Genomic DNA, 24637 nt, shown 5'->3' with positions numbered 1-24637 from the left:
ACCGAGGTGATGCTATCGCAGGCAAGCCAGCTCCCACATGAAGCAGCTCCCACAATTCAGTCCGCGTTTATCCAGCTAATCATGGGGTGCGGTTGCGCCGGGTTTCGATGATGTTCGGCAACTGGGAAATGCGCCCCAGCAGCCGTCCCAGTGCATCCAACCCCGGAATCTCGATGGTCAGGGACATCAACGCAGTGTTGTCTTCCTTGTTCGAACGGGTGTTGACCGCCAGCACGTTGATCCGCTCGTTGAGCAGCACTTGCGAGACGTCACGCAGCAAGCCGGAACGGTCGTAGGCACGGATGATGATGTCCACCGGATACGTGAGCACCGGCACCGGGCCCCAGCTGACCTGGATGATCCGCTCCGGCTCGCGCCCGCCCAGCTGCAGTACCGAGGCGCAGTCCTGGCGGTGAATGCTCACGCCACGGCCCTGGGTGATGTAGCCGACAATGGCGTCGCCCGGCAACGGCTGGCAGCAGCCGGCCATTTGCGTCATCAGGTTGCCCACGCCCTGGATCTGGATATCGCCACGCTTGCCCGGCTTGTAGCCGGTGGCTTTGCGCGGGATCAGCTCCAGCTGTTCGTTGCCGCGCTCCGGCTCGACCAGTTGCTGGGCCAGGTTGACCAGTTGCGCCAGGCGCAGGTCGCCCGCGCCGAGGGCGGCGAACATGTCTTCGGCGATCTTCATGTTGGCCTTTTCGGCCAGCTTGTCGAAGTCCACCTGAGGCAGGCCCAGGCGCGCCAGTTCGCGTTCAAGCAAGGTCTTGCCGGCGGCGACGTTCTGGTCGCGCGCTTGCAGTTTGAACCAGTGGACGATCTTCGCCCGCGCCCGCGAGGTGGTGATGTAGCCCAGGTTCGGGTTCAGCCAGTCGCGGCTCGGTGTGCCGTGCTTGCTGGTGATGATCTCGACCTGTTCACCGGTTTGCAGGCTGTAGTTGAGCGGCACGATGCGCCCGTTGATCTTGGCGCCGCGGCAGTTATGCCCGATTTCGGTGTGCACGCGGTAGGCAAAGTCCAGCGGCGTGGCGCCCTTGGGCAAATCGATGGCGTGGCCGTCAGGCGTGAAGATATAGACCCGGTCCGGCTCGATATCCACGCGCAGTTGCTCGGCCAGGCCGCCGATATCGCCGAGTTCCTCGTGCCATTCCAGCACTTGGCGCAGCCAGGAAATTTTCTCTTCGTACTGGTTGGAACCGGCCTTGACGTCGGTGCCCTTGTAGCGCCAGTGCGCACACACCCCCAGCTCGGCCTCTTCGTGCATGGCGTGGGTGCGGATCTGCACTTCCAGCACCTTGCCTTCAGGGCCGATTACCGCCGTGTGCAGCGAGCGGTAGCCGTTTTCCTTGGGGTTGGCGATGTAGTCGTCGAATTCCTTGGGAATGTGCCGCCACAGCGTGTGGACGATACCCAGCGCGGTGTAGCAGTCGCGCATTTCCGGCACCAGCACGCGCACTGCACGCACGTCGTAGATCTGGCTGAAGGCCAGGCCCTTGCGCTGCATTTTGCGCCAGATGGAATAGATGTGCTTGGCGCGACCGCTGATGTCGGCATCCACGCCGGTGGCCTGCAGCTCCGAACGCAACTGGCCCATCACGTCGCTGATAAAGCGCTCGCGGTCCAGTCGCCGCTCATGCAGCAGCGTAGCGATCTGTTTGTATTGGTCGGGTTCCAGGTAGCGGAAGGACAAATCCTCCAGCTCCCACTTGATGTGGCCGATGCCCAGGCGATGGGCCAGCGGCGCGTAGATGTCGAAGACTTCACGGGCCACGCGGTTGCGTTTTTCGTCATCAGCGGTCTTCACCGCACGGATCGCGCAGGTGCGTTCGGCCAGCTTGATCAGGGCGACGCGTACGTCGTCGACCATCGCTACCAGCATTTTGCGCAGGTTCTCTACCTGGCCCTGGGTGCCCAACACCATCGACTGACGCGGGCTGAGGCTGGCGCTGATGGCCGCCATGCGCAGCACGCCGTCGATCAGCTTGGCCACCACCGCGCCGAAACGCTGGCTGACCAGCGGCAACGCAATGTGCCCTTCGCGCACGCCGCGATAGAGCACGGCGGCGATCAGCGAATCCTGGTCCAGCTTGAGATCGGCGAGGATCTCGGCGATTTCCAGGCCAGTGCGAAAACTTGAAGTGCCCTCGGCCCACAGGTTCTTGGCCGCATTGTCTTGCTGTTCAGACTCACGAGCGAACTCGCAGGCTGCTTTCAAGGCTTCACGGTCCAGTGCCGGGTCGACACTGACGGCATGATCCAGCCATGCCTCGAGATTGATACTGCCGTCGGTGTTGATCGGCTGGTGTGCTCTCACCTGTACCATCTTGCTTACCTTCCCTACGACGCACCTTCGATGCGCCAAAATCATCGCCGACTTTTACTGCGAGCTCCGTGGCAGTGTTCAGGCCCTGGAGAACGCAGGCCAGTCGGATTAAACGGGCATCCTAGCCCGCTTCAAATAACGCCATGGCCTCGACATGCGCGGTCTGCGGAAACATGTCGAGGATCCCGGCACGCTTTAGCCGGTAGCCTTGCTTGACCAACTCAACCGTGTCCCGCGCCAGCGTGGCTGGGTTGCAGGACACATACACCAGGCGCTTGGCTCCAAGGGTAGCAAGCTTGCGCACAACCTCTTGGGCACCATCGCGGGGTGGGTCCAAGAGTACCGCAGAAAAGCCCTGTTTGGCCCATTCTGCGTCGATCAAAGGCTGGGACAGATCGGCCTGAAAAAACTGCACGTTATGCAAATCGTTGCTGACGGCATTGAGGGCCGCACGGTCCACCATGGCCTGTACGCCCTCCACCGCCACCACTTCGCGTACGTGGCGAGCCAGTGGCAGGGCGAAGTTGCCCAGGCCGCAAAACAGGTCCAGTACCCGTTCGTCGGCTTGTGGCGCCAGCCATTGCAGCGCTTGGGCGACCATCGCCTGGTTGACCCCGGCGTTGACCTGCACAAAGTCGCCCGGCCGGTACGCCAGCTCCAAGTCCCAGGCATCCAAACGGAAGCCCAGGGCCTGACCCGGCTCAACGGGCTCCGGCTGCCCTTCCCCGTGCAGCCACAATTGGGCGTCATGGAAGGCGCAGAATTCCTTGAGGATCTGCAGGTCAGCCTCGGACAACGGTGCCATATGCCGCAGCAACACGGCGATGGACGAACCGCTGAACAACTCGACATGCCCCAACGCCTGCGGTTTGCTCAAGCGACGCAGCATCGTTGGCAAACGCTGCATGATCGGTTGCAAGGCCTGTACCAGCACCGGGCAATCATCGATAGCGACGATGTCCTGGCTGGCCACGGCGCGAAAACCCACTTCGAGTTTCTTCGCCTTGGCGTCCCAACGTACGGCCACGCGGGCGCGGCGCCGATAACCGAACTCCGGCCCGCTCAACGGCGCTGCCCACTCTTGCGGCTCGACGCCGGCCACCCGGGACAATTGCTCAACGAGCATGCGCTGTTTCAGGGCAAGTTGTTCTTCATGGGGCAGGTGCTGCACGCTGCAACCGCCGCAGCGGCCAACATGGGCACAGGGTGCTGGGCGACGCAGTTCGCTGGCCTGGAACACCCGTTCGGTACGCGCCTCGACCACTTTGCCATGGGCGCCCAACACCCGTGCTTCCACCTCTTCGCCGGCCAACGCGCCATTCACAAACCAGGTGCGGCCTTCAAAGAACACGATGCCCCGGCCGTCATTGGCCAGGCGCTCGATGGTCAGGCGCTGTTTCTTGCCCACGGGTATCTGTGGGGCCCGGCTGCCGCCCGTCGGTTGGAAGCGCAGGCCTCTCTCGTGCTTGGCCATCAGTTGGGTTCGTCGAAAATGCCGGTCGACAGGTAACGGTCGCCTCGGTCACAGATGATCGCGACGATCACCGCGTTTTCCACTTCTTTGGACAAGCGCAACATACCGGCCACGGCGCCACCGGAGGACACGCCGCAGAAGATGCCTTCTTCACGGGCCAGGCGGCGGGTCGTGTCTTCGGCTTCGCGCTGGGCCATGTCGATGATGCGGTCTACCCGCGTGGCGTTGTAGATCTTCGGCAAATACTCTTCGGGCCAACGGCGAATACCCGGGATGGCCGCGCCTTCCATCGGTTGCAGGCCGACGATCTGGATCGCCGGGTTCTGCTCCTTGAGGTAGCGCGAGTTGCCCATGATGGTACCGGTGGTGCCCATGGAGCTGACGAAGTGGGTGATGGTGCCCTGGGTCTGGCGCCAGATCTCCGGACCGGTGCTGGTGTAGTGCGCCTCGGGGTTGTCGCCGTTGGCGAACTGATCGAGCACCACGCCACGGCCTTCGGCGGCCATGCGCTCGGCAAGATCGCGAGCGCCTTCCATGCCTTCTTCCTGGGTAACCAGGATCAGCTGGGCACCATAGGCGGTCATCGCCGCCTTGCGCTCGGCACTGCCATTGTCGGGCATGATCAGCACCATCTTGTAGCCCTTGATCGCCGCGGCCATGGCCAGGGCGATCCCGGTGTTACCGGAGGTGGCTTCGATCAGGGTGTCGCCGGGTTTGATCTGCCCACGCAACTCGGCACGGGCGATCATCGACAGCGCCGGGCGGTCTTTGACCGAGCCGGCCGGGTTGTTGCCCTCGAGTTTGAGCAGCAGGGTATTGCTGGTTTCACCCGCCATGCGTTGCAAGCGGACCAGGGGCGTGTTGCCGACGCAATCGGCGATTGTTGGGTACTGCAAGGTCATGGCGTATTCGCAATCCAGACTGCGGGGCGCACATCATACCGGGAAAGGCCGGCGGGCCATATCACGCAAAGTGCGGTGCTTATGGCTTAAAGGCATAAGCAGCGTTTATGTCGGGTCGCCATGGTTACGCTGGAAAACTTCAGCGCCCATCGCGGTAATCTGCCCTTCGATCAGCGCTTCAAAGGGTTTGAGCAGCGGCTCAAACGACATCGGCGCTTCCAATACCTGCAGCGCTTGCGTGATGGCTTCGACCGTCGACAAGGCGCCAGGCCCCGGCGCCTTGCGCAAGCGATAGCGGGAAACGCCGCCGTCGGCCAATGTCACCCGGGGCAACGCCGCCAGCAAAGGGTTGAGGTGCAACAGCTTGCGTGCCTTGCGCCAGGTGCCATCGGGAACCACCAACAGCAGTGGCTGATCGTCAGGTGCGTAGGCGTGCAGCGGCTCGGCGTCATCCGCCGGGAACAACAGGCGTGCCCGATAGCCAGTCGGGTTCAATAGCGTAGGTAGATCATCAAACACCTCCCCCACCACCAACTGCGCATTGTTCAGGCCCAACGCCGCCAACCGCGCAGTATTGAGCGCATGGCCGACCTCGCTCGGGTGCTGCAACAGCAACACGCGGGTGCGGCTGTCGAGGTGGGGGATCAGCGCACAGAGGCAGTGCGTGGTGGGGCGCAGGCAGCGCAGGCAGTGGGGTCGGGACATGGTGTGTTCAGGCCTGGTTGAGCTGGGTCTTGAGCAAATCGCGGAAGGTCTGGATCAGTGGCTCACGGCTGCGGCCACGGCGCATGATCATCGAAAACGGTGCCTGGTAACCAAAGGTGGCCGGCAGCAAAACGCGCAGGTCGCCCTTGTCAGCCCAGGCCTGGGCGTAATGCTCCGGCAGATAGCCAATATAAGCACCCGACAACACCAGAATCAGTTGCGCCTCCATACTTTCCACCGTCGCAGCGCTGTGCTTGAAGCCGTGGCGCGCCAGCTCGGCCTGGCTCCAGTAACCTCGCCCGACCATACGTTGCTGGGTGATCACTTGTTCCGGGATGCGCCGCTCGTTAAACAGCGGGTGCCGTGTGCTGCAATACAACCAGTGCTGTTCGCGGTACAGCGGCATGTAGACCAGCCCGCTCATGCGGTTGGAAAACGCACCGATGGCCAGGTCCAGGCGGTTGTCCTGCACCCCCAATTGCAATTCGTAGGGGCTCATCACCGACAGGTGCAAATGCACCGCCGGGTGCTCCAGGCTGTAGGCGCCAATCACTTCGGCGAACGGCAAGGCCTTGTCGCTGACGGTGGAGTCGAGCACCCCCAGCTTGAGGGTGCCGCGCAATTCGCCTTTCAACGCAGCGGCGTATTGCTCGAAACCTTCGAGTTCGCCCAACAGGCGCAGGGTTTCCTGATGAAACAGCTCGCCCTTGCTGGTCAGGCTGAAGCCGCCACGGCCACGATGGCACAGCACCAGGCCCAAGGCAGATTCGAGTTGGCTCATGTAGGTGCTGATGGCCGACGTCGACAGGTTGAGTTCGTGCTGGGCATTGGCGAACCCTTGATGGCGCACGACGCTGACGAAGATGCGCAGGAGTTTCAGGTCGGGCAAGGCGTTGGCCATGGTGGCTCCATAAACTTCAACTAACTGTAGGAGCGAGCTTGCTCGCGAAAAACCTGAGGACGCCGCGTACATTCTGGGGCTGCGCATCATCGTTGACGTTTTTCGCGAGCAAGCTCGCTCCTACAGGGATCAGGGAGTTTAACCCAGGCTTTAGTTCAGAAAAATCTGAACTAAGTATTTGCCTCTGCCGATTCTTCCTACGCCAGGCTTTTCGCAGAATCGGCCCCTGACAACCAAAACAACGATGAGGCAATCCCGTGGACAAGATTTTCCACCAACCACTGGGCGGCAACGAAATGCCGCGCTTCGCCGGCATCGCCACCATGATGCGTCTTCCCCACCTGCAAACCGCCAAGGGCCTGGACGCCGCCTTCGTCGGCGTACCTCTGGATATCGGCACCTCGCTGCGCGCCGGTACGCGCTTCGGCCCACGGGAAATCCGCGCCGAGTCGGTGATGATCCGGCCCTATAACATGGCCACCGGCGCTGCCCCCTTCGACTCATTGTCGGTGGCCGATATCGGCGACGTGGCGATCAATACCTTTAACCTGCTTGACGCGGTGCGCATCATCGAAGAGGCCTACGACGAGATCCTCGAGCACGACGTCATCCCCCTGACCCTGGGTGGCGACCACACCATCACCCTGCCGATCCTGCGGGCGATCCACAAAAAACATGGCAAGGTCGGGCTGGTGCACATCGATGCCCACGCCGACGTCAACGACCATATGTTCGGCGAGAAAATTGCCCACGGCACCACCTTCCGCCGCGCCGTGGAAGAGGGCTTGCTCGATTGCGACCGCGTGGTGCAGATCGGCCTGCGCGCCCAGGGGTATACCGCCGAAGACTTCAACTGGAGCCGCAAGCAAGGCTTCCGCGTGGTCCAGGCCGAAGAATGCTGGCATCACTCCCTCGCGCCGCTGATGGCCGAAGTGCGAGAAAAAGTCGGCGGCGGCCCTGTATACCTGAGCTTCGACATCGACGGCATCGACCCCGCCTGGGCACCCGGCACCGGCACCCCGGAAATCGGCGGGCTGACCACCATCCAGGCCATCGAAATCATCCGTGGCTGCCAGGGCCTCGATCTGATTGGTTGCGACCTGGTAGAAGTGTCGCCGCCCTACGACACCACCGGCAACACCTCGCTGCTGGGCGCCAACTTGCTGTACGAAATGCTCTGCGTATTGCCTGGCGTCGCGCATCGCTGATAACGGCGAACGCGGGTTGAGAACGATAAAAACAGCGTCTCCACATTAACAACCAAGGGGATCGTACAGATCCCCCACAACGATGTACCTGACTTTCGCTCGCGTGCTTACCGAGCCAGCTGCCGCCTGATCGCCCATAAAAAATATAATCGGAGAACCGCCGTCATGGCTTTGGATTTATTCGTCGTACTCATCTACGCCGCCGGCATGCTGGTGCTCGGCTACTATGGCATGCGTCGCGCCAAGACCCACGAAGACTACCTGGTCGCCGGCCGTAACCTCGGACCGTCACTGTACATGGGCACCATGGCCGCCACGGTGCTGGGCGGTGCCTCCACCGTCGGGACCGTGCGCCTGGGGTATGTACATGGTATTTCGGGTTTCTGGCTGTGCGCCGCGCTCGGCGCGGGCATCATTGCCCTGAACCTGTTCCTGGCCAAGCCGCTGTTGAAGCTGAAAATCTTCACCGTCACCCAGGTCCTGGAAAAACGCTACAACCCCATGGCCCGCCAGGCCAGCGCGGTGATCATGCTGGCCTACGCGCTGATGATCGGCGTGACCTCGATCCTGGCCATTGGCACCGTGCTGCAAGTGCTGTTCGACCTGCCGTTCTGGATGTCGGTACTGGTGGGCGGCGGCGTGGTGGTGGTGTACTCGACCATCGGTGGCATGTGGTCGCTGACCCTCACCGACATTGTGCAATTCGTGATCAAGACCGTCGGCCTGATGTTCATCCTGTTGCCGATCTGCTTGTACCGCGTCGGTGGCTGGGATGAGCTGGTGACCAAGCTGCCAGCGTCGAACTTCAGCTTCACCACGATCGGCTGGGACACGATCATCACCTACTTCATGATCTACTTCTTCGGCATCCTGATCGGCCAGGATATCTGGCAACGGGTGTTCACTGCCCGTGATGAAAAGGTCGCCCAGTACGCAGGCACTTTCGCCGGCTTCTATTGCATCCTGTACGGCCTGGCCTGTGCGCTGATCGGCATGGCTGCCCATGTGCTGATCCCGGACCTGGACAACGTCAACAATGCCTTCGCCGCGATCGTCAAAGCTTCGCTGCCGGACGGCATTCGCGGCCTGGTCATCGCCGCCGCGCTGGCCGCCATGATGTCCACCGCCAGCGCCGGCCTGCTCGCCGCCTCCACTGTGTTAACCGAAGACTTGTTGCCTCGCCTGCGCGGCGGCAAGGCGTCGAGCCTGCGTATCAACCGCTTGTTCACCCTGTTGACCGGCATTGCCGTGCTGGGCATCGCCTTGGTGGTGAACGACGTGATCAGCGCCCTGACCCTGGCCTATAACCTGTTGGTGGGCGGTATGTTGGTGCCCTTGATCGGCGCGATCTTCTGGAAGCGCGCGACAACCTCGGGCGCAATCACGTCCATGAGCCTGGGCTTTGTGACCGCGCTGGTGTTTATGTTCAAGGATGGGTTGGATGCAAACACGCCGATCTACTACAGCCTGGCGGTGGCGCTGGTGAGCTTTGTGCTGATGAGCTTGCTGTCACGTCGGCCGGCCAAGGTGGCGGCTGCGGTGGTTTGAGCTATAACAAGGACGGGAATATTTTCTTCAGCGGGCGCGACGTCGGAGGTCGCGCCCGTTTTTTTTCGCCTAGTGCAGAACAACTGTGGGAGCGGCGGTGCGACGATTCGACTTGCTCGCGAAAGCGGTATGTCATTCAACCTTATTTTGGCTGATACAGCCTATTCGCGAGCAAGCCCGCTCCCACATTTTTTTAGACCGCGTGATTAGCGGCGACGTGGCCGGCGCTGCTCGTCATCCGTGCGGATCGGCACCGGTTGCAGCGGAGGCTCGATCAAGCCCAATGCAACGCCAAGGTCGTGGAGCCAGTTTTGGATTTTCTCTTTCATGATTGCCCCCTTTGAGGGTAGTGCTGGCCGGCGTGAGTTCTGTCGCCGTTTCCTACAGTGATAGTAGCCCTAAGTCCTAGGTAATGCTTGAAGGAAACCACAACGAACTATTACTGAATTGATCCGAATCCTGACGGATCGTTCAAGCAATGGCACGGGTGTCTTGCACGCATCGCGGGTTGCCGTCTTGCTGCAGGTCGATCCATGCATTGAGGTTAGCGCCGAGCATACCCTTTCGCCACATCAGCCAGGTGGTCGCAGTGGCAAAAGGCCCAGTCAGCGGATGAACGGACACGCTGTCCTTGCCGGGCAGGCTTGCGAGCATGGACTCAGACATCAACGCCACCCCGGAACCGGCGATCACACAGGCGAGCATGCCTTGGTAAGACTCGATCTCGATCGCTCGCCCCATCGCCACACGCTCGTGGGAAAACCAGGTTTCCAGGCGCGTGCGGTAGGCGCAACTGCGCCGGAACGTGAACACCGCACGGCCCGCCACATCCTGGGGGCCACGCACCGGCGGGTGATCGGCCTCGCAAATCAGCACCAGGCGCTCTTCGCACAGCGGTACGCCATCCAGGGTGGCAATGGTCAGCGGGCCGTCGACAAAGGCTGCGTCCAGGCGCCCGGTAATCAGCCCTTCCAGCAACTCCCCACTGGGCGCCGACTGCACCTGCAGGTTCACCATGGGGTAAGTCCTGTGATAGTGCGCCAGCAGCTTCGGCAAATGAACCGCGGCGGTGCTGTACATGCTGCCCAAGACGAAATCACCGGCCGGCTGCCCGCCTTGTACCGCGCCGTGGGCTTCATCGTGCAGCGCCAGCAGGCGGGTGCTGTAGTCCAGCAGCACCTTGCCCGCCGGAGATAGCTGCAAACGCTGGCGCTCGCGCACGAACAGATCGACGCCCAGTTGCTCTTCCATTTGTTTAAGCCGGGTCGACAGGTTGGAGGGCACACGGTGCAGGCGCTCGGCGGCGCGGGTGATGGAGCCCTCTTCCGCCACGGCCTGGAAAATGCGCAATTGACTGAACTCCATTACTTTCTCCAAAACTGAACAAGTCACTCACTATTATTCAATTTTACAGAAAGTCAATCCGTCTTAGCCTGCAAGGCATTCGCTTCTTTGCAGGAAACCTGAACATGTCCCCGCTGATTCGTTTACTCGCCAGCTTCGTCGCCCTGATGATGGCCATGGGCATTGGCCGCTTCGCCCTGACCCCGCAAATGCCGCATTTGCTCAGTGAAGGCCAGATCGACCTGACCGGGGCCGGCCTGCTCGCTGCCGCCAATTACCTGGGTTATTTCGTCGGCGCGGTGGACTCGATCTTTGCCCGTAGCCATCAGCATGTGCGCGGGCGCCTATACGGCGGGTTGTGGCTGTGCGTATTGCTAACCCTGGCGTCCTCCTGGGCTAACGGGTTCTGGCCGCATGTGTTGCTGCGCTTTGGCACCGGGGTCGCCAGTGCCTGGGCCCTGGTGATGATTACCAGCCTGAGCCAGCCACTGGCGATTGCCGCCGGCCGCCCGCGCCTGGGTGCGCTGGTGTTTGCAGGACCAGGGTTGGGGATTGTGCTGACGGGGCTGCTGGCGTTGGTTTCCAACCTATTAGGGCAAAGTTCTGCCACGCTGTGGTTGCTCTACGGGACGGTGGCGCTGGTGATGTTGCTGGCGATCCTGCCGTTTTTACCCAAGCCGGCCGTCACGGTTACCCAAGTCGCCAGCGCGGGGAGCAACGGCAGCATTGCGCACCTGTGCTGGATTTATTTCCTGTACGGCCTGGGCTACATCATCCCGGCGACCTTTCTGTCGCAGATGGCCAGCGCACAATTCCACGGGGCCTGGCAGGCCGATCTGTTCTGGCCCTGTTTTGGCCTGGCGGCCGCGCTGGGAGTGGGGGTGGCAAGCCTGCGCCGCAAGCACCCGAACACCACCCGTCGCTGGCTGATGGCGACTTTATGGCTGCAAGCGGCCGGGGTGTTCGCCTGCCTGCTTGGCAATGGCTGGGGCTTGGCGCTGGGCGTGTTGCTATGCGGTGCGCCATTTCTGGCCTGCATGCAACTGGTGATGGCGCGGCTCAGAGAAGTCGCGCCCCATGGCTACCAACGCAGCACGGGGTTGCTGACCGCCAGCTTCGCCATCGGCCAATTGAGCGGGCCCCTGTTGGCGTCGGTCAGCAGCCACCTCAGTGGCGGCCTGCAACCGGCGCTGGTGGTTGCCGGTACCGGGTTGCTATTAGCCGGTTCAGTACTGATCAACCGTCCGCTACCGGCGCAGCCGATCTGCACACAAGTGGCCAACGGTGCAGCAAATGGCGGTTAGGCAGGTGCCCCACGCCATGTCCATCAGTGCCAACCCGGCAGACCAGCCTTGAAGCGTGGCCCAGTTGCTCAGGTCATAGGTGCCGTAGGCCACCAGGCCAAGCAAGGCGCCCAAACGCGCAGCGCGCTGCCAACTGGCGCTGGGCAAGACCACCAATACTACGCAACCGAGGACATACAGGAGATAGAACAATACCGCAGGCAGCAGGCGTGGCTGATCAAGCATCAGCGCGCCGAGCAGGGATTTATAGGTAGGTCCCATGAGCACGCCGAGCCAGACGCCGTCGAGGACCAGGAAGGCGAGCAAGGTGCCGAGGTAGGCAAAAACCGTTCTTTTCGACATGACACAACCCTGTAGGAGCGAGCTTGCTCGCGAAAAACGTACATCCGACGCCACACTGCGCCTGGAATATTTTCGCGAGCAAGCTCGCTCCTACAGGAGAGCAGCCTGTACTCAGCTTAGTTCAATGCGGTCCGCATGTATCACGATCTGGCCCTGCTTGTAGAGCGCGCCAATAGCCTTCTTGAAGTTGCCCTTGCTCACGCCGAACAAGTTGCTGATCACCGCCGGGTCGCTTTTGTCGCTGACCGGCAGGGTGCCGTTGTTGTCGCGCAACTTGGCGAGGATCTTGGAGTTCAGGCTGGAGGCCGCTTCCTGGCCCACCGGTTGCAGGCTCAGGCTGATGTTGCCATCGGCGCGGATCTCTTTGATGAAACCCTTCTCTTCCTTGCCCGGACGCAGGAACTTGAACACTTCGTTCTTGTGGATCAGGCCCCAGTGCTTGTTGTTGATGATCGCCTTGAAGCCCATGTCGGTGGCTTCGGCCACCAGCAAGTCGACTTCCTGGCCCACTTGGTAGTTGGCCGGTGTCTTGTCCAGGTAACGGTCAAGGCGAGCGGTGGCGGTGATGCGCTTGGTGTGCTTGTCGAGGTAGACGTGCACCACGCAATATTCGCCCGCAGTCATCTGGCGTTTTTCTTCCGAGTACGGCAGCAGCAGATCCTTGGGCAAACCCCAATCAAGGAACACGCCAATGCTATTGACTTCCACAACTTTCAAACTGGCAAATTCACCGACTTGAACTTTGGGCTTTTCGGTGGTGGCGATAAGTTTGTCATCGCTGTCCAAATAGATGAAAACGTTGAGCCAGTCTTCATCTTCACTGGGAATATCTTTAGGGATATACCGATTAGGCAAGAGGATTTCCCCATCTTGCGCACCATCGAGGTACAAACCAAAGTTAGTGTGCTTGACCACTTGCAAGCTGTTGTAGCGCCCGACTAAAGCCATTTCCAATACCCTCATTGCGTGGGCGGCATTCTACCCGAGTTGGGCCCTGCACGCGCGCGCGCCTGAAAAATCGCGGGCTGGCATGGCGTTCCAATGGCAGCGCCCCACTCGTCTGATCGTTCGGTTCACTTTGAGCAGGCCACCCGCGGGCCACCCAGCCTGTGGTTTCCAGCTAAAACAGTAAGTTAGCGCTTTATTTCGGTACTGAACTTCGGCTATTTCCAGCGCTGCGTATTAATACTGAGGGATATTTGCCAAGCAATTGTCAAGTATTTCCTGTACGATGCCTGGCCAAGTTAATTTTCTACAGGTTAGTGGCCGCCATGCGTGTAAAAGCATCCAACAGCAAAGCAAAGCCAGCTCCCGCCGTTGAAACCAGCGAATCGATCAACAGCCAGATCGCTGCGTTCCTCAAGTCCGGCGGCGAAATCCAGCAAATTGCCAAGGGCGTGAGCGGCCAGACTTTCGGCCCGTCCAAGCAAATCAGCCTGGGCAAGAAGTAATAGTCTTACCCGCGCACTGCATCTGGTCCCTAAGCGTCTTGCCCTCAAGGCGCTAGGACTAGAGTTGCAACCCCCTCCCAACACCTTCAATACGCAGCTAATCGACGAACGGGCCTCAATGCCTGGCATTCGCCGGTATCCTTGCACACGTCTAGCACGGGCATCCGCCTGAATCTTTCCGTTACTGCTCCTCGCTTTTCATGGAGTGAAGCATGCTTAAACGCTGTATTGTCGTGGTCAGCCTCTTGGTCGCCAGCCCTTTGACCCAAGCGCATATCTTCCAGCGCGAATTGGGTGACTTCGACCTGAAATTAGGTACGACCCCCAGCCGCACCATGGCCCAGGGCCTGGTCAAGCCGACCACCCCTGGCAGCGACTCGTTCCACGGTGGCCTGGACCTTACCCACGACAGCGGCCTGTATTTCGGCCAGTTTTCCCCGAATATGGGCCTGTCGTCGGCCAATAACCTTGAAGTCGACTCCTACATGGGCTTCAAGCGTCCGTTCGACCAGACCCTGGGCTACGAAGTCGGCTTGATCCACTACAGCTACCCCAAGGTCAGCCCCCTCGACAGCCAGGAGTTCTACGGTGGGCTTAACCTGTTGGGCAACCGCTTTGGCGTGTCTTTCAGCAACGACCCCGACCGCCAGGACAGCACCCTGTTCGCCGACCTGGGCGGTACCCAGCCTTTTGGCATCGGCGTCAGCATGAAGTACACCACCCATCAACTGGGCACGCCGGTCTCGGTAGAGAACGGCGCCATCAGCAGTTTCAGCGATTGGTCGGTGCAATTTTCCCGGGCCTGGAAAGGCATTGACCTGGACCTGATCTACAGCGGCTCCAGCCTCAGCGGCAGTGACTGCTCGGCCTACTCCGGACACAATTCGCAATGTGATGGGCTGTTGACCTTGAAGGCTGCACGGTCGTTTTATTGATGGGCTGAACTGTCGCACCCCGCGCAGGTTCACATGCATTAACGCCCTCCGTGCAAGGACCTGCCCATGTTGCGCCGGCTCAAACTCCTGATGGTACTGCTGACCCTGAGCCTGGTGCTTGCCGGCTGTAATCGCGTGGGCCTGGCCTACCGAAACCTCGACGTGATCATCCCCTGGACCCTCAACGACTACCTGGACATGAATGCCGGGCAAAAGAGCTGGTTCAACGACACCCTCAAGGACCACCTGGCCTGGCACTGCACCACGCAATTGCCTGGCTACCTGGACTGGCTCGACCGCCTGCAGCAGATGGTCGACAGCAACCAGGTCACCGACGCCGCATTGCAAACCCGCACTGTCGAAGCCAAACAGGCAATTGCCGAGATTGCGCGGGAAATCACGCCCTCAGCTGTGCAATTGCTGCAAGGCCTGGACGATCAGCAGGTCAAGGACATGAGCGACGCCCTGGCCAAGGACCTGCGCAAACGCCAGGACGAATACCTCAAGCCACCACTGGCTCAACAAATCAAGGAACGCGCCGAACGCATGAGCAAGCGCCTGGACGCCTGGATTGGCCCGTTGAACCCAGGCCAGCAAAACCGCGTGACGGCCTGGTCTGCCGAGTTGGGCGCACAAAACCAGGCATGGATCGGTAACCGCGCCCATTGGCAGGCGCAATTCATCGACGCACTGCAACAACGTCACAGTGCCGATTTCCCGCAGAAAATCCAGCAATTGCTGGTGGACCGCGAAAGCCTGTGGACCCCGCAATACCGCGCCGCCTATGCCCAGACCGAAGGCGCCGCGCGCAGCTTGCTCGTCGACGTGATGGCCCAAAGCTCTCCAGCGCAGCGCCTGAAACTCACCCAGAAAATCGATAAGGTCCGCAGCGACTTCCAGGCACTCAAATGCCTGAAAAGCGCACAGTCTTAGCCAGGCGCCAAGGTGCCCAGCCAGGCCACCAGGCCAAGGATGAGCACCACAGCGCCAAACTCCAGGGCTATGCTGCGCCGTAACGCACGGATCGCCACGTTATAGTCGCCCGCCGCGATGGATCGTTGCAGAAGCGGCGTCAGGTGAAAGCGATTGAGCGCCGCCAACGCCAGCATCAGGCCAAACAACCCCAGCTTCAGGCACAACAGCACCGCGTAGTCTCCACCGGTGATGCCCCCCAGATTCGGCCCGACAACAAACAGATAATTGGCAACGCCAGTGCCGATCAGCACCAGGACAAATCCCGCGCCAATGCGCTCAAAGCCTGCCAATGCTCTGGCCAGAACCTGGACCCGATCACCCTGTGGCAACGGCGCAGCCATCAACAACAAACCGAATGCCGCCAACGCCCCTACCCAACCCGCCGCCGCCAACAGGTGTGCACTGTCGCTGACGATATGCCACACACCTTGCGCACCTTCGTGCATCACGCCGTGCCCTGTCCACACCAGGGTGACCAACGCCACGCCAGCCGACAGCGTGGCCAGCGCCAGGTGCGGACTCAGTGCCGCAACGATCAACGCCGCGATACGCACCCACCACGTCAACCCCAAGTCGGTCTGCCACAGCATCATTTGCAGGTGCGGCCACAGCGCCTGCCAATCCGTGGCGCCGCTCATGGTCTGGGTCATGACCAGCAGCGACGCTACCGAAAACACCAGCCCCAAGCCGCCCGTCAATCTCATCAACGCCTTTAGATTGAGCAACCTGCGTTGCTCAGCGTAGAGGCCGTAAAGGCCAAACAGCCCCAGTCCAAATAGCACCATAAGGTCGAGATAGAGCGCGAAGCGCAATGCGATGGGGATCAGCTCACTCATGGCTGCACGCGGAACACCACATTACCCGTGATCGGATGCGTATCGGACGACACCGCACGCCAATCCACCCGATAGCTGCCGGCGGTGAGTGCGGAGGCCGGCTTGATCAACATCACCTTGGGGTCGCTGCTCGCCGACACGCTGGCTTTCACCGGCATCGGCGAATTGGGCATGCCCGGCATGTCGGTCATGATCAGCTTGGCCCCGGAAAACTGGGTCAGCAGGTTTTCTGAGAAATGCAATTCAATCACTGCGGGAGCGACGCCCTGTGCGCCTGCCGCCGGGATGGATGACAGCAGCTTGGGGTGCGCCGAAGCGGGCAAACCAAGAGTTAAACCTACCCACAACGCAGCACCCAGCAGCGTGGTTTTCAACATAGACATGCAAGACTCCAGGCCGCGCCAGGCGGCGAATAATAAAAAGGGAAACCCGTCAGAACCACAGGCGCACGCCGACGACCCAGCGCAGTTGATTGATGTCTTCGTCTTCGTCCCGTGCGTATTGCGCGGTCTGGCCATAAGCCCGGTTCCAGCTGACCCCAACGTAGGGCGCAAACTCCCGGCGAATTTCGTAGCGCAAGCGCAGGCCCAGTTCACTTTCTGACAAGCCCGAACCCATACCGCGTTGCGGATCGTTCTGCGCATAGAAATTGAGTTCTGCGGTGGGCTGCAGGATCAGACGGTTGGTGAGCAGAATGTCGTAGTCGCCTTCCAGGCGTGCGGCGGTATTCCCCGATTCGCCGACAAACAACGTGGCTTCGGCCTCGAAGTTGTAGAGCGCCATGCCTTGTACGCCAAGGGCCGCCCAGGTCTGGCTGTCACCGGGTTTGAAGTCCTGGCGCACGCCGCCGACCACGTCCCACCACGGACTGATGGCATGCCCCCACAAGGCTTGGGCTTCTGCGCTTTCAGTGCGGCCGGCGCTGCGTTCGCCTTCACTACGCAGCCAAAGGCGGTCGATGTCACCGCCGACCCAACCCTTGATGTCCCAACTCTGCGCGTTACCGTCGCCGCCCTGCCATTCCAACTGGTTGATCAGCAGCATCGAGTTGACGCCGCTGTCGTGCACTTGATGCCCTCCCGGCGCGTTGTAGACCGCCGCGCGGTCTGCGTCGGTCAGCGCCGGAATCGGCGTACGGCTTTCGGTCAGTGCTGGCGTTGCCGGGCTCATGCCCTGAAATTCATCCTCGGCCGCCAACGCCCATGGGGCGAAACCCAGCGTCGCGAAGGCGATGCACAGGGACGAGACGCAACGGTTCATGCTCGCTTCCTTATTCATGCACGCGCACCTCACGGAACATGCCCATTTCCATGTGGTACAGCAGGTGGCAGTGATAGGCCCAGCGCCCCAGGGCATCGGCGGTGACGCGGTAACTGCGACGGGAGCCCGGTGGCATGTCGATGGTGTGTTTGCGCACCTGGAACTCGCCGTTTTCGTCCTCCAGGTCGCTCCATAAACCATGCAGGTGAATCGGGTGGGCCATCATGGTGTCGTTGACCAACACCACCCGCACGCGCTCGCCGTAGGTCAGTTGCAGGGGTTCGGCATCGGAAAACTTCACGCCATTGAACGACCAGGCGAACTTCTCCATATGCCCGGTGAGGTGCAATTCGACGGTGCGCGAGGGGTCGCGGCCATCGGGGTCCGCGAAGGTACTGCGCAGGTCGGCATAGGTGAGCACCCGACGGCCGTTGTTGCGCAGGCCAATCCCCGGGTCGTCCAGCTTGGGCACCGGGTTCATCGCCTGCATGTCCACTAGCGGGTTGTTCTGCTCGCTGGCGGGGTGCTTCTGCATCGCCATCGCGCCCATGGCGCTGTGATCCATCCCTTCCATGCCCGGCATATCGGCCATGGCACCGTGGTCCATGCCGCCCATGCCCATATCATCCATGGTCAGCCACGGGCGCGGATCAAGCGACGGTACCGGCGCAGTCGCGCCTGGCTGTCGGGCGAGGGTGCCACGGGCATAGCCGGTGCGGTCCATGGACTGGGCAAACAGCGTGTAGGCGTCTGCCAAGGGTTCGACCAGCACATCGTAGGTTTCAGCCACGGCAATACGGAACTCATCGACGCTCACCGGCTTCACCGGCTGCCCATCCGCGGCGATCACGGTCATCTTCAACCCGGGAATACGCACATCGAAATAGGTCATCGCCGAGCCATTGATAAAGCGCAGGCGAATCTTTTCTCCCGGTTTGAACACCCCGGTCCAGTTCTGCCCAGGCGACTGGCCGTTGAGCAAGTAGGTGTAGGTCTCACCGCTGACGTCCGCAAGGTCGGTGGGGTTCATCTTCATTTGTGCCCACATCAGCCGGTCGGCAGCCGTGGCCGACCAGCCCTGCTCGCCGACATCCCGGATGAAATCGCCCAGGGTGGGTTTGTGCAGATTGTAGTAATCGGACTGCTTTTTGAGGGTCTTCATCAGGGCGACGGGGTCTTCGTCGGTCCAGTCCGACAGCATCACCACGTAATCACGCTGGTAGGTATAAGGCTCGGGCTCCTTGGGGTCGATGACCAGCGGGCCATACACGCCCTGCTGTTCCTGAAGCCCGGAATGGCTGTGATACCAGTAAGTGCCGTGCTGTTTGACCTTGAACTGGTAGACGTAAAGGCCGCCCGGTTCGATGCCCTTGAAGCTCAGGCCGGGCACGCCGTCCATGGTCGATGGCAGCAGGATGCCGTGCCAGTGGATCGAGGTGGGCTCCCCGAGGCGGTTTTTCACGCGCAGGGTCACAGTGTCGCCCTCCCGCCAGCGTAACAGCGGGCCGGGCAGGCTACCGTTGACGGTCAACGCGGTGCGCGGTTGGCCTGTCAGGTTGACGGGGGTCTGGTCAATAAACAGGTCAAATTCGCTGCCGGCGAGTACCGTGGGCTGGCCGGGGCTGGTCAGCGCCCACACCGGCGGGCGCCAAAGCCCGAGCCCGCCGAGCAGGCCGCCCGCGGCCAGGCCTTTGACGAATGTGCGTCTGGAGGTTGTGGAGTGCATGCCGATTCAAGTCCGTGAGTTGAATGGCAGCAGATTAGGATTCTCCGGCTGTCAGCAACCTTAGCGGCAGATTACCGATTCGACAGGTTCACCCGGCACCCTCGCAGGGTACCGGGGCGCAGCGAATCAGGCGATCTGGGCTTTGGAGGCCACTTCAACGAACGTTGCCGGATCAAGCGCGTCCTCCTGCTCATCCAACACCTGGCGCGGATGATCATTGCCCGGAATCGAACTGTCGATCAGCGCCAGCAATTGCGCACCCAGCGCCGTCAGAATGAAATTCTCGCCATTGCCGCCCTCTTCTTCGGGCCGCGACTCGATAAAGCCACGCTTGAACAGCAGCGCCTCGTAATCGGCAGCGGTCTTCTTCAGCGCATCCAGGTTGCCAGTGGCCTCGCCGGCCGTCGCCTTCTCGGCCGCTTCCTGCTCAGCGTATTTGCGCGGGGCAAAGCTGCCCTCGCCGTTCTGCACCTCATGCAGCAGACGTTCGATCAGATCCCAATTGTAAGCCTTCATCCTGATTCCTCCTGCAGGCCGATGGAGTTAGCCCGTCTAAGGGAGTGACACGTCCTGGCACTGGCCGTTCAACCGAACGGACGGGCGTCATTTCTCTGAACTTTCCAGAGGTTCGCCGCCTCAACTGCACATCACTGCCAAGGAAGTCCGACCATGAAAACCTTGCTGAAGCTGACCCTCGCCGCCACGCTGTTGAGCGCCCTGCCCGCCTGGGCCTGCACGCCCGAGGAGGCCACCGCCAAGCGTGAGGAGCTGGCTAGGGAAGTGACCAAGCTGACAGAGCAGAACCCGACCAAGGCCAAGGAGATGAATGACGAGTTGCAGAAGATGGACCTGGATACCGAAAGCGCCGAGTTTCCCGACAAGTGCCAGTTGATCGATGCGCGGCTCAAGGAGCTCAGAGAAGCTGCGGGGAAGCGTTGAGCACAGCGGGACGCAGAGCGTCTTGGGAGGCATTCCCACGCGGAGCGTGGGAACGATCAGGGCGAAAAAAAACCGGACATCGTCCGGTTTTTTTAGGCCGCCTGCTTATTCGGCAGCCGGAGCTTCTGGCTTGCGGCGCTTGAGCGGGGCCATGCCATCCTTGCTGACGAGCGACAGGTTGTCGGTCTTCGGCCGGTTGGCAATCTTGCGCTTGGTCGGCGACTTGGCGCCGGTTTTCTTCTTGTCGCCCTTGGCGTCGGTCTTTTTCTTCTTCACGCCAACGGCCTTGCCCGACGCCTTGACCTTCTTCGGCCCGGTGTACGTGCCTTTGACTTCCTTGATGGTGCGGCGCTCGAACGACTGCTTCAGGTAGCGTTCGATGCTCGACATCAGGTTCCAGTCGCCGTGGCAGATCAGCGAGATGGCCAGGCCATCGTTGCCGGCCCGCCCGGTACGGCCGATGCGGTGCACGTATTCGTCGCCGCTGCGGGGCATGTCGAAGTTGATCACCAGGTCCAGGCCGTCCACGTCGAGGCCGCGTGCGGCAACGTCGGTGGCCACCAGGATCTTCACGCCGCCCGCCTTGAGACGGTCGATGGCCAGCTTGCGGTCCTTCTGGTCTTTCTCGCCGTGTAGCACGAACGCCTTGTATTCCTGCGCAACCAGGCGCCCGTAGATACGGTCGGCGGCGGCACGGGTGTTGGTGAACACGATGGCCTTTTGGTAGGTCTCGTTGGCCAGCAACCAGTTCAGGATCTGTTCTTTGTGCACGTTATGGTCAGCGGTGACGATCTGCTGGCGCGTGGTGGCGTTCAGGTCGCTGACGTTGTTGACCTGCAAGTGCTCAGGGTTGTTCAGCACCTTGGCGACCATGTCGCGCAGGGTCGAACCACCGGTGGTGGCGGAGAACAACATGGTCTGCTGGCGGTTGACGCACTCGCCGACCAGACGCTGCACATCATCGGCAAAGCCCATGTCGAGCATGCGGTCGGCTTCGTCGAGCACCAGCACTTCGACTTCCTTGAGGTCAAGGTTGCCAGCGTTGAGCTGCTCGATCATGCGCCCTGGGGTGCCGATCAGAATATCCGGCACCTTGCGCAGCATGGCGGCCTGGACCTTGAAGTCTTCGCCACCGGTAATGATGCCGGACTTGATGAAGGTGAACTGCGAGAAACGCTCGACTTCCTTCAGGGTTTGCTGGGCCAGCTCGCGGGTCGGCAGCAGGATCAGGGTCTTGATGCTGACGCGTACCTTGGCTGGGCCGATCAGGCGGTTGAGCACCGGCAGGACGAAAGCGGCGGTCTTGCCGCTGCCGGTTTGCGCCGTCACCCGCAGGTCACGCCCTTGCAGCGCGAGCGGGATGGCCGCTGCTTGCACAGGCGTAGGCTCGACAAATTTAAGCTCGGCCACGGCTTTGAGCAGGCGTTCGTGCAGGGCGAATTGGGAAAACACGGGTGCTACCTCGAAGAAATACAAAATATCAGCTGCATAGGTTACCGGTTTCGCGCGCCCAAACCGAGTTTCTTTACGCGAACGGGGCTAATCAGCTGCTTTTTTGTCAGCGATTTTGTCTAGAGCGTCAACTTTGTTGCACTTAAATGCTCTAATCGCCCCGTGTTGTCTTAAAGAAGAATCGGTTCACTCATGGATATCAAACAGCTCTGGCTCAACGTCCAAGACCTCTGGGGCGCCCTCGATGAACACCCGGTCCTGCATTCCAGCCTAGGCTTGCTGGTGTTGCTGGTGGTGGCATTGGTGGTGGGACGGGTCGCCCGTTACCTCATCCTGCACGCGGTCAAATTGCTCGGCCGGCAACCGGCGCTGCACTGGCTGAACGACCTGCGGCACAACAAAGTCTTCCATCGCCTGGCGCAAATGACGCCGTCGCTGGTGGTCCAGTTCGGCCTGTATCTGGTGCCGGACCTGAGCAAGACCGCCATCCTGTTCATCGGCAACGTGGCCCTGGCGATCAGCATTCTGTTCATGGTGCTGGCGATGAGCGCCCTGCTCAACGCGCTGCTGGATATCTACGCACGCACCGAACACGCACGCACCCGCTCGATCAAGGGCTATGTGCAATTGGCGAAAATGGTGCTGTTCGTGTTTGGCGCGATCATCATCGTCGCCACCCTGATCGACCGCTCGCCGCTGTTGCTGCTGTCAGGCCTGGGTGCGATGTCGGCGGTGATTCTGTTGGTGTACAAGGACACCCTGCTGTCGTTCGTCGCCAGTGTGCAATTGACCAGCAACGACATGCTGCGCGTGGGTGACTGGATCGAAATGCCCCAGGTCGGCGCCGATGGCGATGTGGTGGATATCACCCTGCACACGGTGAAGGTGCAGAACTTCGACAAGACCATCGTCTCCATCCCCACCTGGCGCCTGATGTCCGAGTCGTTCAAGAACTGGCGGGGCATGCAGGCTTCCGGTGGGCGCCGTATCAAGCGCAGCCTGTACATCGACGCCAGCGGCGTGCGTTTCCTGAACGATGAAGAAGAAGTGCGCATGACCCAGGTGCACTTGCTCAGCGGCTACATCAGCCGCAAACAGGCCGAACTCAAGGCCTGGAACGAGGCCCAGGGCCACAGCGCGCAACTGTCGGCCAACCGTCGGCGCATGACCAACCTCGGCACCTTCCGCGCCTACGCCCTGGCGTACCTGCAAAGCCACCCGGACATCCAGCCGAACATGACCTGCATGGTGCGCCAGATGCAAACCACCGCCCAGGGCGTGCCGCTGGAGATCTACTGCTTTACCCGCACCACCGCGTGGGGCGATTACGAGCGGATCCAGGGCGATATCTTCGATTACCTATTGGCCGTGCTGCCGGAGTTCGGGCTGAGCCTGTATCAGCAGCCGAGCGGCAACGACCTGCGCGCCGGCGTGCTGCCGGCATTGGCAGGGGCCATGCCGGTGCCCGTCGCCGAAACGGCATGAGGTGATGCGAACGGGATTACGGCAGTGATGCCGTAATCTCCTTGCGGCACACCTCAAGCACTTCATCGGCCAGGGCGGAATCATCCGGGCACGCCCGCGACAGCATGATTGCGCCGATGGCATGGGCCATGCTGTCGAGCATTTTCGCGCGCACGCCTTCTTGTGGCGTTTCATGAGCCGCGTTGTACTTTGCTTCCAGGGCTTGCAGGGTGTTTTCCAAGCCGTTGGCAAAGGTCGCCTTCAGCGTGTCCGATTGACGGGCAGCATCGGCACACAACGCCGCCAATGTGCATCCGCCGCCGCGATGATCGCGGTGCTGACGGGACAGGTAAACCTCGAAAAATTGCTCCACCTCCATCTCTGCGCTGTCGGCCAATGACTGCGCCAGGCTGTTGGCGGCGGCTTCCGCCATCAGGTCCGCCTTGGAACCGAAGTGCTTGTAAAAGCCGCCCTGGGTAAAACCGGCCGCGGCCATCAACTCGGCCACGCCCACCCCATCGAAACCCCGCTCGCGGAACAACTCGGAAGCTGTCGCGACGATATGGGCCCGATTGTTCTGTGACTGCGCCTTGGTGATCTTCATGTGTGTGGTCCTGCCCGCTTGCGAGATAGGCATATTACTATGATGTCGATCATAATCAAAACCGTTGACAGCTTTGATTATGATCGACATCATAAAACCTCCTCGCACTCACAGAGCATCACACCATGAGCACTTCCAACACCGTTCTGATAACTGGCGCTTCGACCGGCATTGGCGCCGCCTACGCCGAACGCTTTGCCGCACGCGGCCACGACCTCGTACTGGTCGCCCGTGACGTCACGCGCCTGGAAGCGCTCGCCGCCCGACTGCGTGAACAGCATGCCGTCAGCATTGATATTCTCCCGGCCGACCTGACCCAGAGCGCGGACCTGGCAGTGGTTGAAGCGCGCCTGCGCGATGACGCCAGCATTGGCACCCTGGTCAACAATGCCGGCGCCGCGCAGTCCGGCGGTTTTATCGAACAATCCACCGACAGCGTCGCGCAGTTGGTCGCCCTCAACACCACGGCGCTGGTACGCCTGGCCAGTGCCATCACTCCGCGCCTGGCGGCAGCGGGCAACGGCGCTATCATCAACATTGGCTCGGTAGTGGGCCTGGCCCCGGAATTCGGCATGACGGTCTACGGCGCGACCAAGGCGTTCGTGCTGTTCCTGTCCCAGGGCATGAGCCTGGAGCTGGCGCCCAAAGGCGTGTACGTGCAAGCCGTGCTGCCCGCCGCTACGCGTACCGAGATCTGGGAACGTGCGGGCATTGATATCAACACCCTCACGGACGTGATGGAAGTGGGTGATCTGGTGGACGCAGCGCTGGTCGGTTTCGATCGCCGCGAGCCGGTGACCATTCCGCCGTTGCAGGACGGCGCCCGCTGGGACGCGTTGCAGGCTGCGCGACAAGGCCTGCTCGCGCAGATCAAGCAGTCCCAGGTTGCCGAGCGTTATCTGGCCAACGCCTGATCAACCGATAGCAGGCGTGCTCCGCGCCTG

General features: G+C 61.2%; 25 protein-coding genes. 9 read left to right on the top strand and 16 right to left on the bottom strand.

The annotated features are described in order from the left end of the window. Nucleotides 1-79 precede the first annotated feature (79 nt). The 5 genes from relA to DK871_RS14440 form a co-directional block, all read right to left on the bottom strand. Nucleotides 80-2323 (bottom strand): GTP diphosphokinase, encoded by a 2244-nt coding sequence (gene relA, locus DK871_RS14460; RefSeq protein WP_003193076.1) that lies wholly within the window; start codon nt 2321-2323, stop codon nt 80-82. A gap of 121 nt (nt 2324-2444) precedes the next feature. Beyond that, the gene (gene rlmD, locus DK871_RS14455) at nt 2445-3797 is read right to left on the bottom strand and encodes a 23S rRNA (uracil(1939)-C(5))-methyltransferase RlmD (protein ID WP_161905503.1); all 1353 of its coding nucleotides are present in this window, start codon (nt 3795-3797) and stop codon (nt 2445-2447) included. Beyond that, on the bottom strand, nt 3797-4699 hold the full coding sequence (cysM, locus tag DK871_RS14450; RefSeq protein ID WP_003193080.1) for a cysteine synthase CysM: 903 nt from the start codon (nt 4697-4699) through the stop codon (nt 3797-3799). Before cysM ends, rlmD begins: the two co-directional genes overlap by 1 nt. A gap of 105 nt (nt 4700-4804) precedes the next feature. Then, on the bottom strand, nt 4805-5404 hold the full coding sequence (locus DK871_RS14445; RefSeq protein ID WP_161905502.1) for a tRNA-uridine aminocarboxypropyltransferase: 600 nt from the start codon (nt 5402-5404) through the stop codon (nt 4805-4807). A 7-nt stretch (nt 5405-5411) separates the two neighbouring features. Beyond that, nucleotides 5412-6305, bottom strand: a complete 894-nt coding sequence (locus tag DK871_RS14440) for a LysR family transcriptional regulator (RefSeq protein WP_032895879.1) — start codon at nt 6303-6305, stop codon at nt 5412-5414. A 257-nt stretch (nt 6306-6562) separates the two neighbouring features. On the opposite strand from DK871_RS14440, the gene speB reads away from it, so the two are divergent. Continuing rightward, the gene (gene speB / locus DK871_RS14435; RefSeq protein ID WP_065909690.1) at nt 6563-7513 is read left to right on the top strand and encodes an agmatinase; all 951 of its coding nucleotides are present in this window, start codon (nt 6563-6565) and stop codon (nt 7511-7513) included. 165 nt (nt 7514-7678) lie between these two features. Beyond that, on the top strand, nt 7679-9061 hold the full coding sequence (locus tag DK871_RS14430) for a sodium:solute symporter (protein WP_161905501.1): 1383 nt from the start codon (nt 7679-7681) through the stop codon (nt 9059-9061). Nucleotides 9062-9267: 206 nt separating this feature from the next. Here the strand turns inward: DK871_RS14430 and DK871_RS29145 are convergent, their stop codons facing one another. Next, the gene (locus tag DK871_RS29145; RefSeq protein WP_003193089.1) at nt 9268-9390 is read right to left on the bottom strand and encodes a PA1414 family protein; all 123 of its coding nucleotides are present in this window, start codon (nt 9388-9390) and stop codon (nt 9268-9270) included. Between the two features lie 142 nt (nt 9391-9532). Then, entirely contained in the window at nt 9533-10426 is an 894-nt protein-coding gene (locus DK871_RS14425) for a LysR family transcriptional regulator (protein WP_161905500.1), read from the bottom strand. Between the two features lie 104 nt (nt 10427-10530). Here DK871_RS14425 and DK871_RS14420 point away from each other — a divergent pair, with 104 nt between their 5' ends. After that, the gene (locus DK871_RS14420) at nt 10531-11709 is read left to right on the top strand and encodes an MFS transporter (protein WP_161905499.1); all 1179 of its coding nucleotides are present in this window, start codon (nt 10531-10533) and stop codon (nt 11707-11709) included. On the opposite strand, the gene DK871_RS14415 is transcribed toward DK871_RS14420, so the two are convergent. Both DK871_RS14415 and DK871_RS14410 read right to left on the bottom strand, forming a co-directional pair. Then, nucleotides 11653-12051, bottom strand: coding sequence for a DUF2177 family protein (locus tag DK871_RS14415; RefSeq protein ID WP_161905498.1), 399 nt, complete (start codon nt 12049-12051; stop codon nt 11653-11655). The genes DK871_RS14420 and DK871_RS14415 overlap by 57 nt on opposite strands. Nucleotides 12052-12162: 111 nt before the next feature. Then, a complete protein-coding gene (locus tag DK871_RS14410; protein ID WP_044275017.1) occupies nt 12163-12999 on the bottom strand; it encodes a S1 RNA-binding domain-containing protein in 837 nt (278 codons plus the stop codon). 323 nt (nt 13000-13322) lie between these two features. Here DK871_RS14410 and DK871_RS14405 point away from each other — a divergent pair, with 323 nt between their 5' ends. From DK871_RS14405 to DK871_RS14395, 3 genes are all read left to right on the top strand, one after another. Next, the gene (locus DK871_RS14405) at nt 13323-13502 is read left to right on the top strand and encodes a hypothetical protein (RefSeq protein ID WP_003193095.1); all 180 of its coding nucleotides are present in this window, start codon (nt 13323-13325) and stop codon (nt 13500-13502) included. Between the two features lie 212 nt (nt 13503-13714). Next, nucleotides 13715-14437, top strand: a complete 723-nt coding sequence (locus DK871_RS14400; RefSeq protein WP_161905497.1) for a TorF family putative porin — start codon at nt 13715-13717, stop codon at nt 14435-14437. A 66-nt stretch (nt 14438-14503) separates the two neighbouring features. Beyond that, complete coding sequence (locus DK871_RS14395) at nt 14504-15370, top strand: DUF6279 family lipoprotein (RefSeq protein WP_161905496.1); 867 nt, start codon at nt 14504-14506, stop codon at nt 15368-15370. Here the strand turns inward: DK871_RS14395 and copD are convergent. The 5 genes from copD to DK871_RS14370 all read right to left on the bottom strand — a co-directional run bounded on the left by copD (nt 15367) and on the right by DK871_RS14370 (nt 19750). Further along, entirely contained in the window at nt 15367-16248 is an 882-nt protein-coding gene (gene copD / locus DK871_RS14390) for a copper homeostasis membrane protein CopD (protein WP_056786562.1), read from the bottom strand. The two genes, DK871_RS14395 and copD, sit on opposite strands and share 4 nt — an antisense overlap. Continuing rightward, nucleotides 16245-16631 carry a copper homeostasis periplasmic binding protein CopC gene (copC, locus tag DK871_RS14385; RefSeq protein ID WP_056786565.1) on the bottom strand — a complete coding sequence of 129 codons (387 nt, stop codon included), beginning with the start codon at nt 16629-16631 and terminating at the stop codon, nt 16245-16247. The genes copD and copC overlap by 4 nt, the downstream gene beginning before the upstream one ends. 49 nt (nt 16632-16680) lie before the next feature. Then, on the bottom strand, nt 16681-17508 hold the full coding sequence (locus tag DK871_RS14380; protein ID WP_056786568.1) for a copper resistance protein B: 828 nt from the start codon (nt 17506-17508) through the stop codon (nt 16681-16683). A 10-nt stretch (nt 17509-17518) separates the two neighbouring features. Then, nucleotides 17519-19234, bottom strand: a complete 1716-nt coding sequence (locus DK871_RS14375) for a copper resistance system multicopper oxidase (RefSeq protein WP_161905495.1) — start codon at nt 19232-19234, stop codon at nt 17519-17521. A 126-nt stretch (nt 19235-19360) separates the two neighbouring features. Continuing rightward, nucleotides 19361-19750 carry a transcriptional regulator gene (locus tag DK871_RS14370; RefSeq protein WP_161905494.1) on the bottom strand — a complete coding sequence of 130 codons (390 nt, stop codon included), beginning with the start codon at nt 19748-19750 and terminating at the stop codon, nt 19361-19363. Between the two features lie 153 nt (nt 19751-19903). Here DK871_RS14370 and DK871_RS14365 point away from each other — a divergent pair, with 153 nt between their 5' ends. After that, the gene (locus DK871_RS14365; protein WP_161905493.1) at nt 19904-20173 is read left to right on the top strand and encodes a hypothetical protein; all 270 of its coding nucleotides are present in this window, start codon (nt 19904-19906) and stop codon (nt 20171-20173) included. A 105-nt stretch (nt 20174-20278) separates the two neighbouring features. On the opposite strand, the gene DK871_RS14360 is transcribed toward DK871_RS14365, so the two are convergent. Next, complete coding sequence (locus tag DK871_RS14360; RefSeq protein WP_003193110.1) at nt 20279-21625, bottom strand: DEAD/DEAH box helicase; 1347 nt, start codon at nt 21623-21625, stop codon at nt 20279-20281. Nucleotides 21626-21817: 192 nt separating this feature from the next. On the opposite strand from DK871_RS14360, the gene DK871_RS14355 reads away from it, so the two are divergent. Beyond that, nucleotides 21818-23110: a mechanosensitive ion channel family protein gene (locus DK871_RS14355; RefSeq protein WP_161905492.1), complete on the top strand. Its 1293-nt coding sequence runs from the start codon at nt 21818-21820 to the stop codon at nt 23108-23110. Nucleotides 23111-23126: 16 nt separating this feature from the next. Here the strand turns inward: DK871_RS14355 and DK871_RS14350 are convergent, their stop codons facing one another. Beyond that, on the bottom strand, nt 23127-23693 hold the full coding sequence (locus DK871_RS14350; protein WP_056786582.1) for a TetR/AcrR family transcriptional regulator: 567 nt from the start codon (nt 23691-23693) through the stop codon (nt 23127-23129). A 125-nt stretch (nt 23694-23818) separates the two neighbouring features. On the opposite strand from DK871_RS14350, the gene DK871_RS14345 reads away from it, so the two are divergent. Beyond that, nucleotides 23819-24607: an SDR family oxidoreductase gene (locus tag DK871_RS14345; RefSeq protein ID WP_098950693.1), complete on the top strand. Its 789-nt coding sequence runs from the start codon at nt 23819-23821 to the stop codon at nt 24605-24607. Nucleotides 24608-24637: the final 30 nt, after the last annotated feature.

Origin of the sequence: Pseudomonas sp. L13, from assembly GCF_009935965.1 — a bacterium.
Taxonomy (GTDB): domain Bacteria; phylum Pseudomonadota; class Gammaproteobacteria; order Pseudomonadales; family Pseudomonadaceae; genus Aquipseudomonas; species Aquipseudomonas lactis.
Note: the sequence above shows the minus strand (reverse complement) of the source record. Positions and strands in the feature narration are given on the sequence as shown.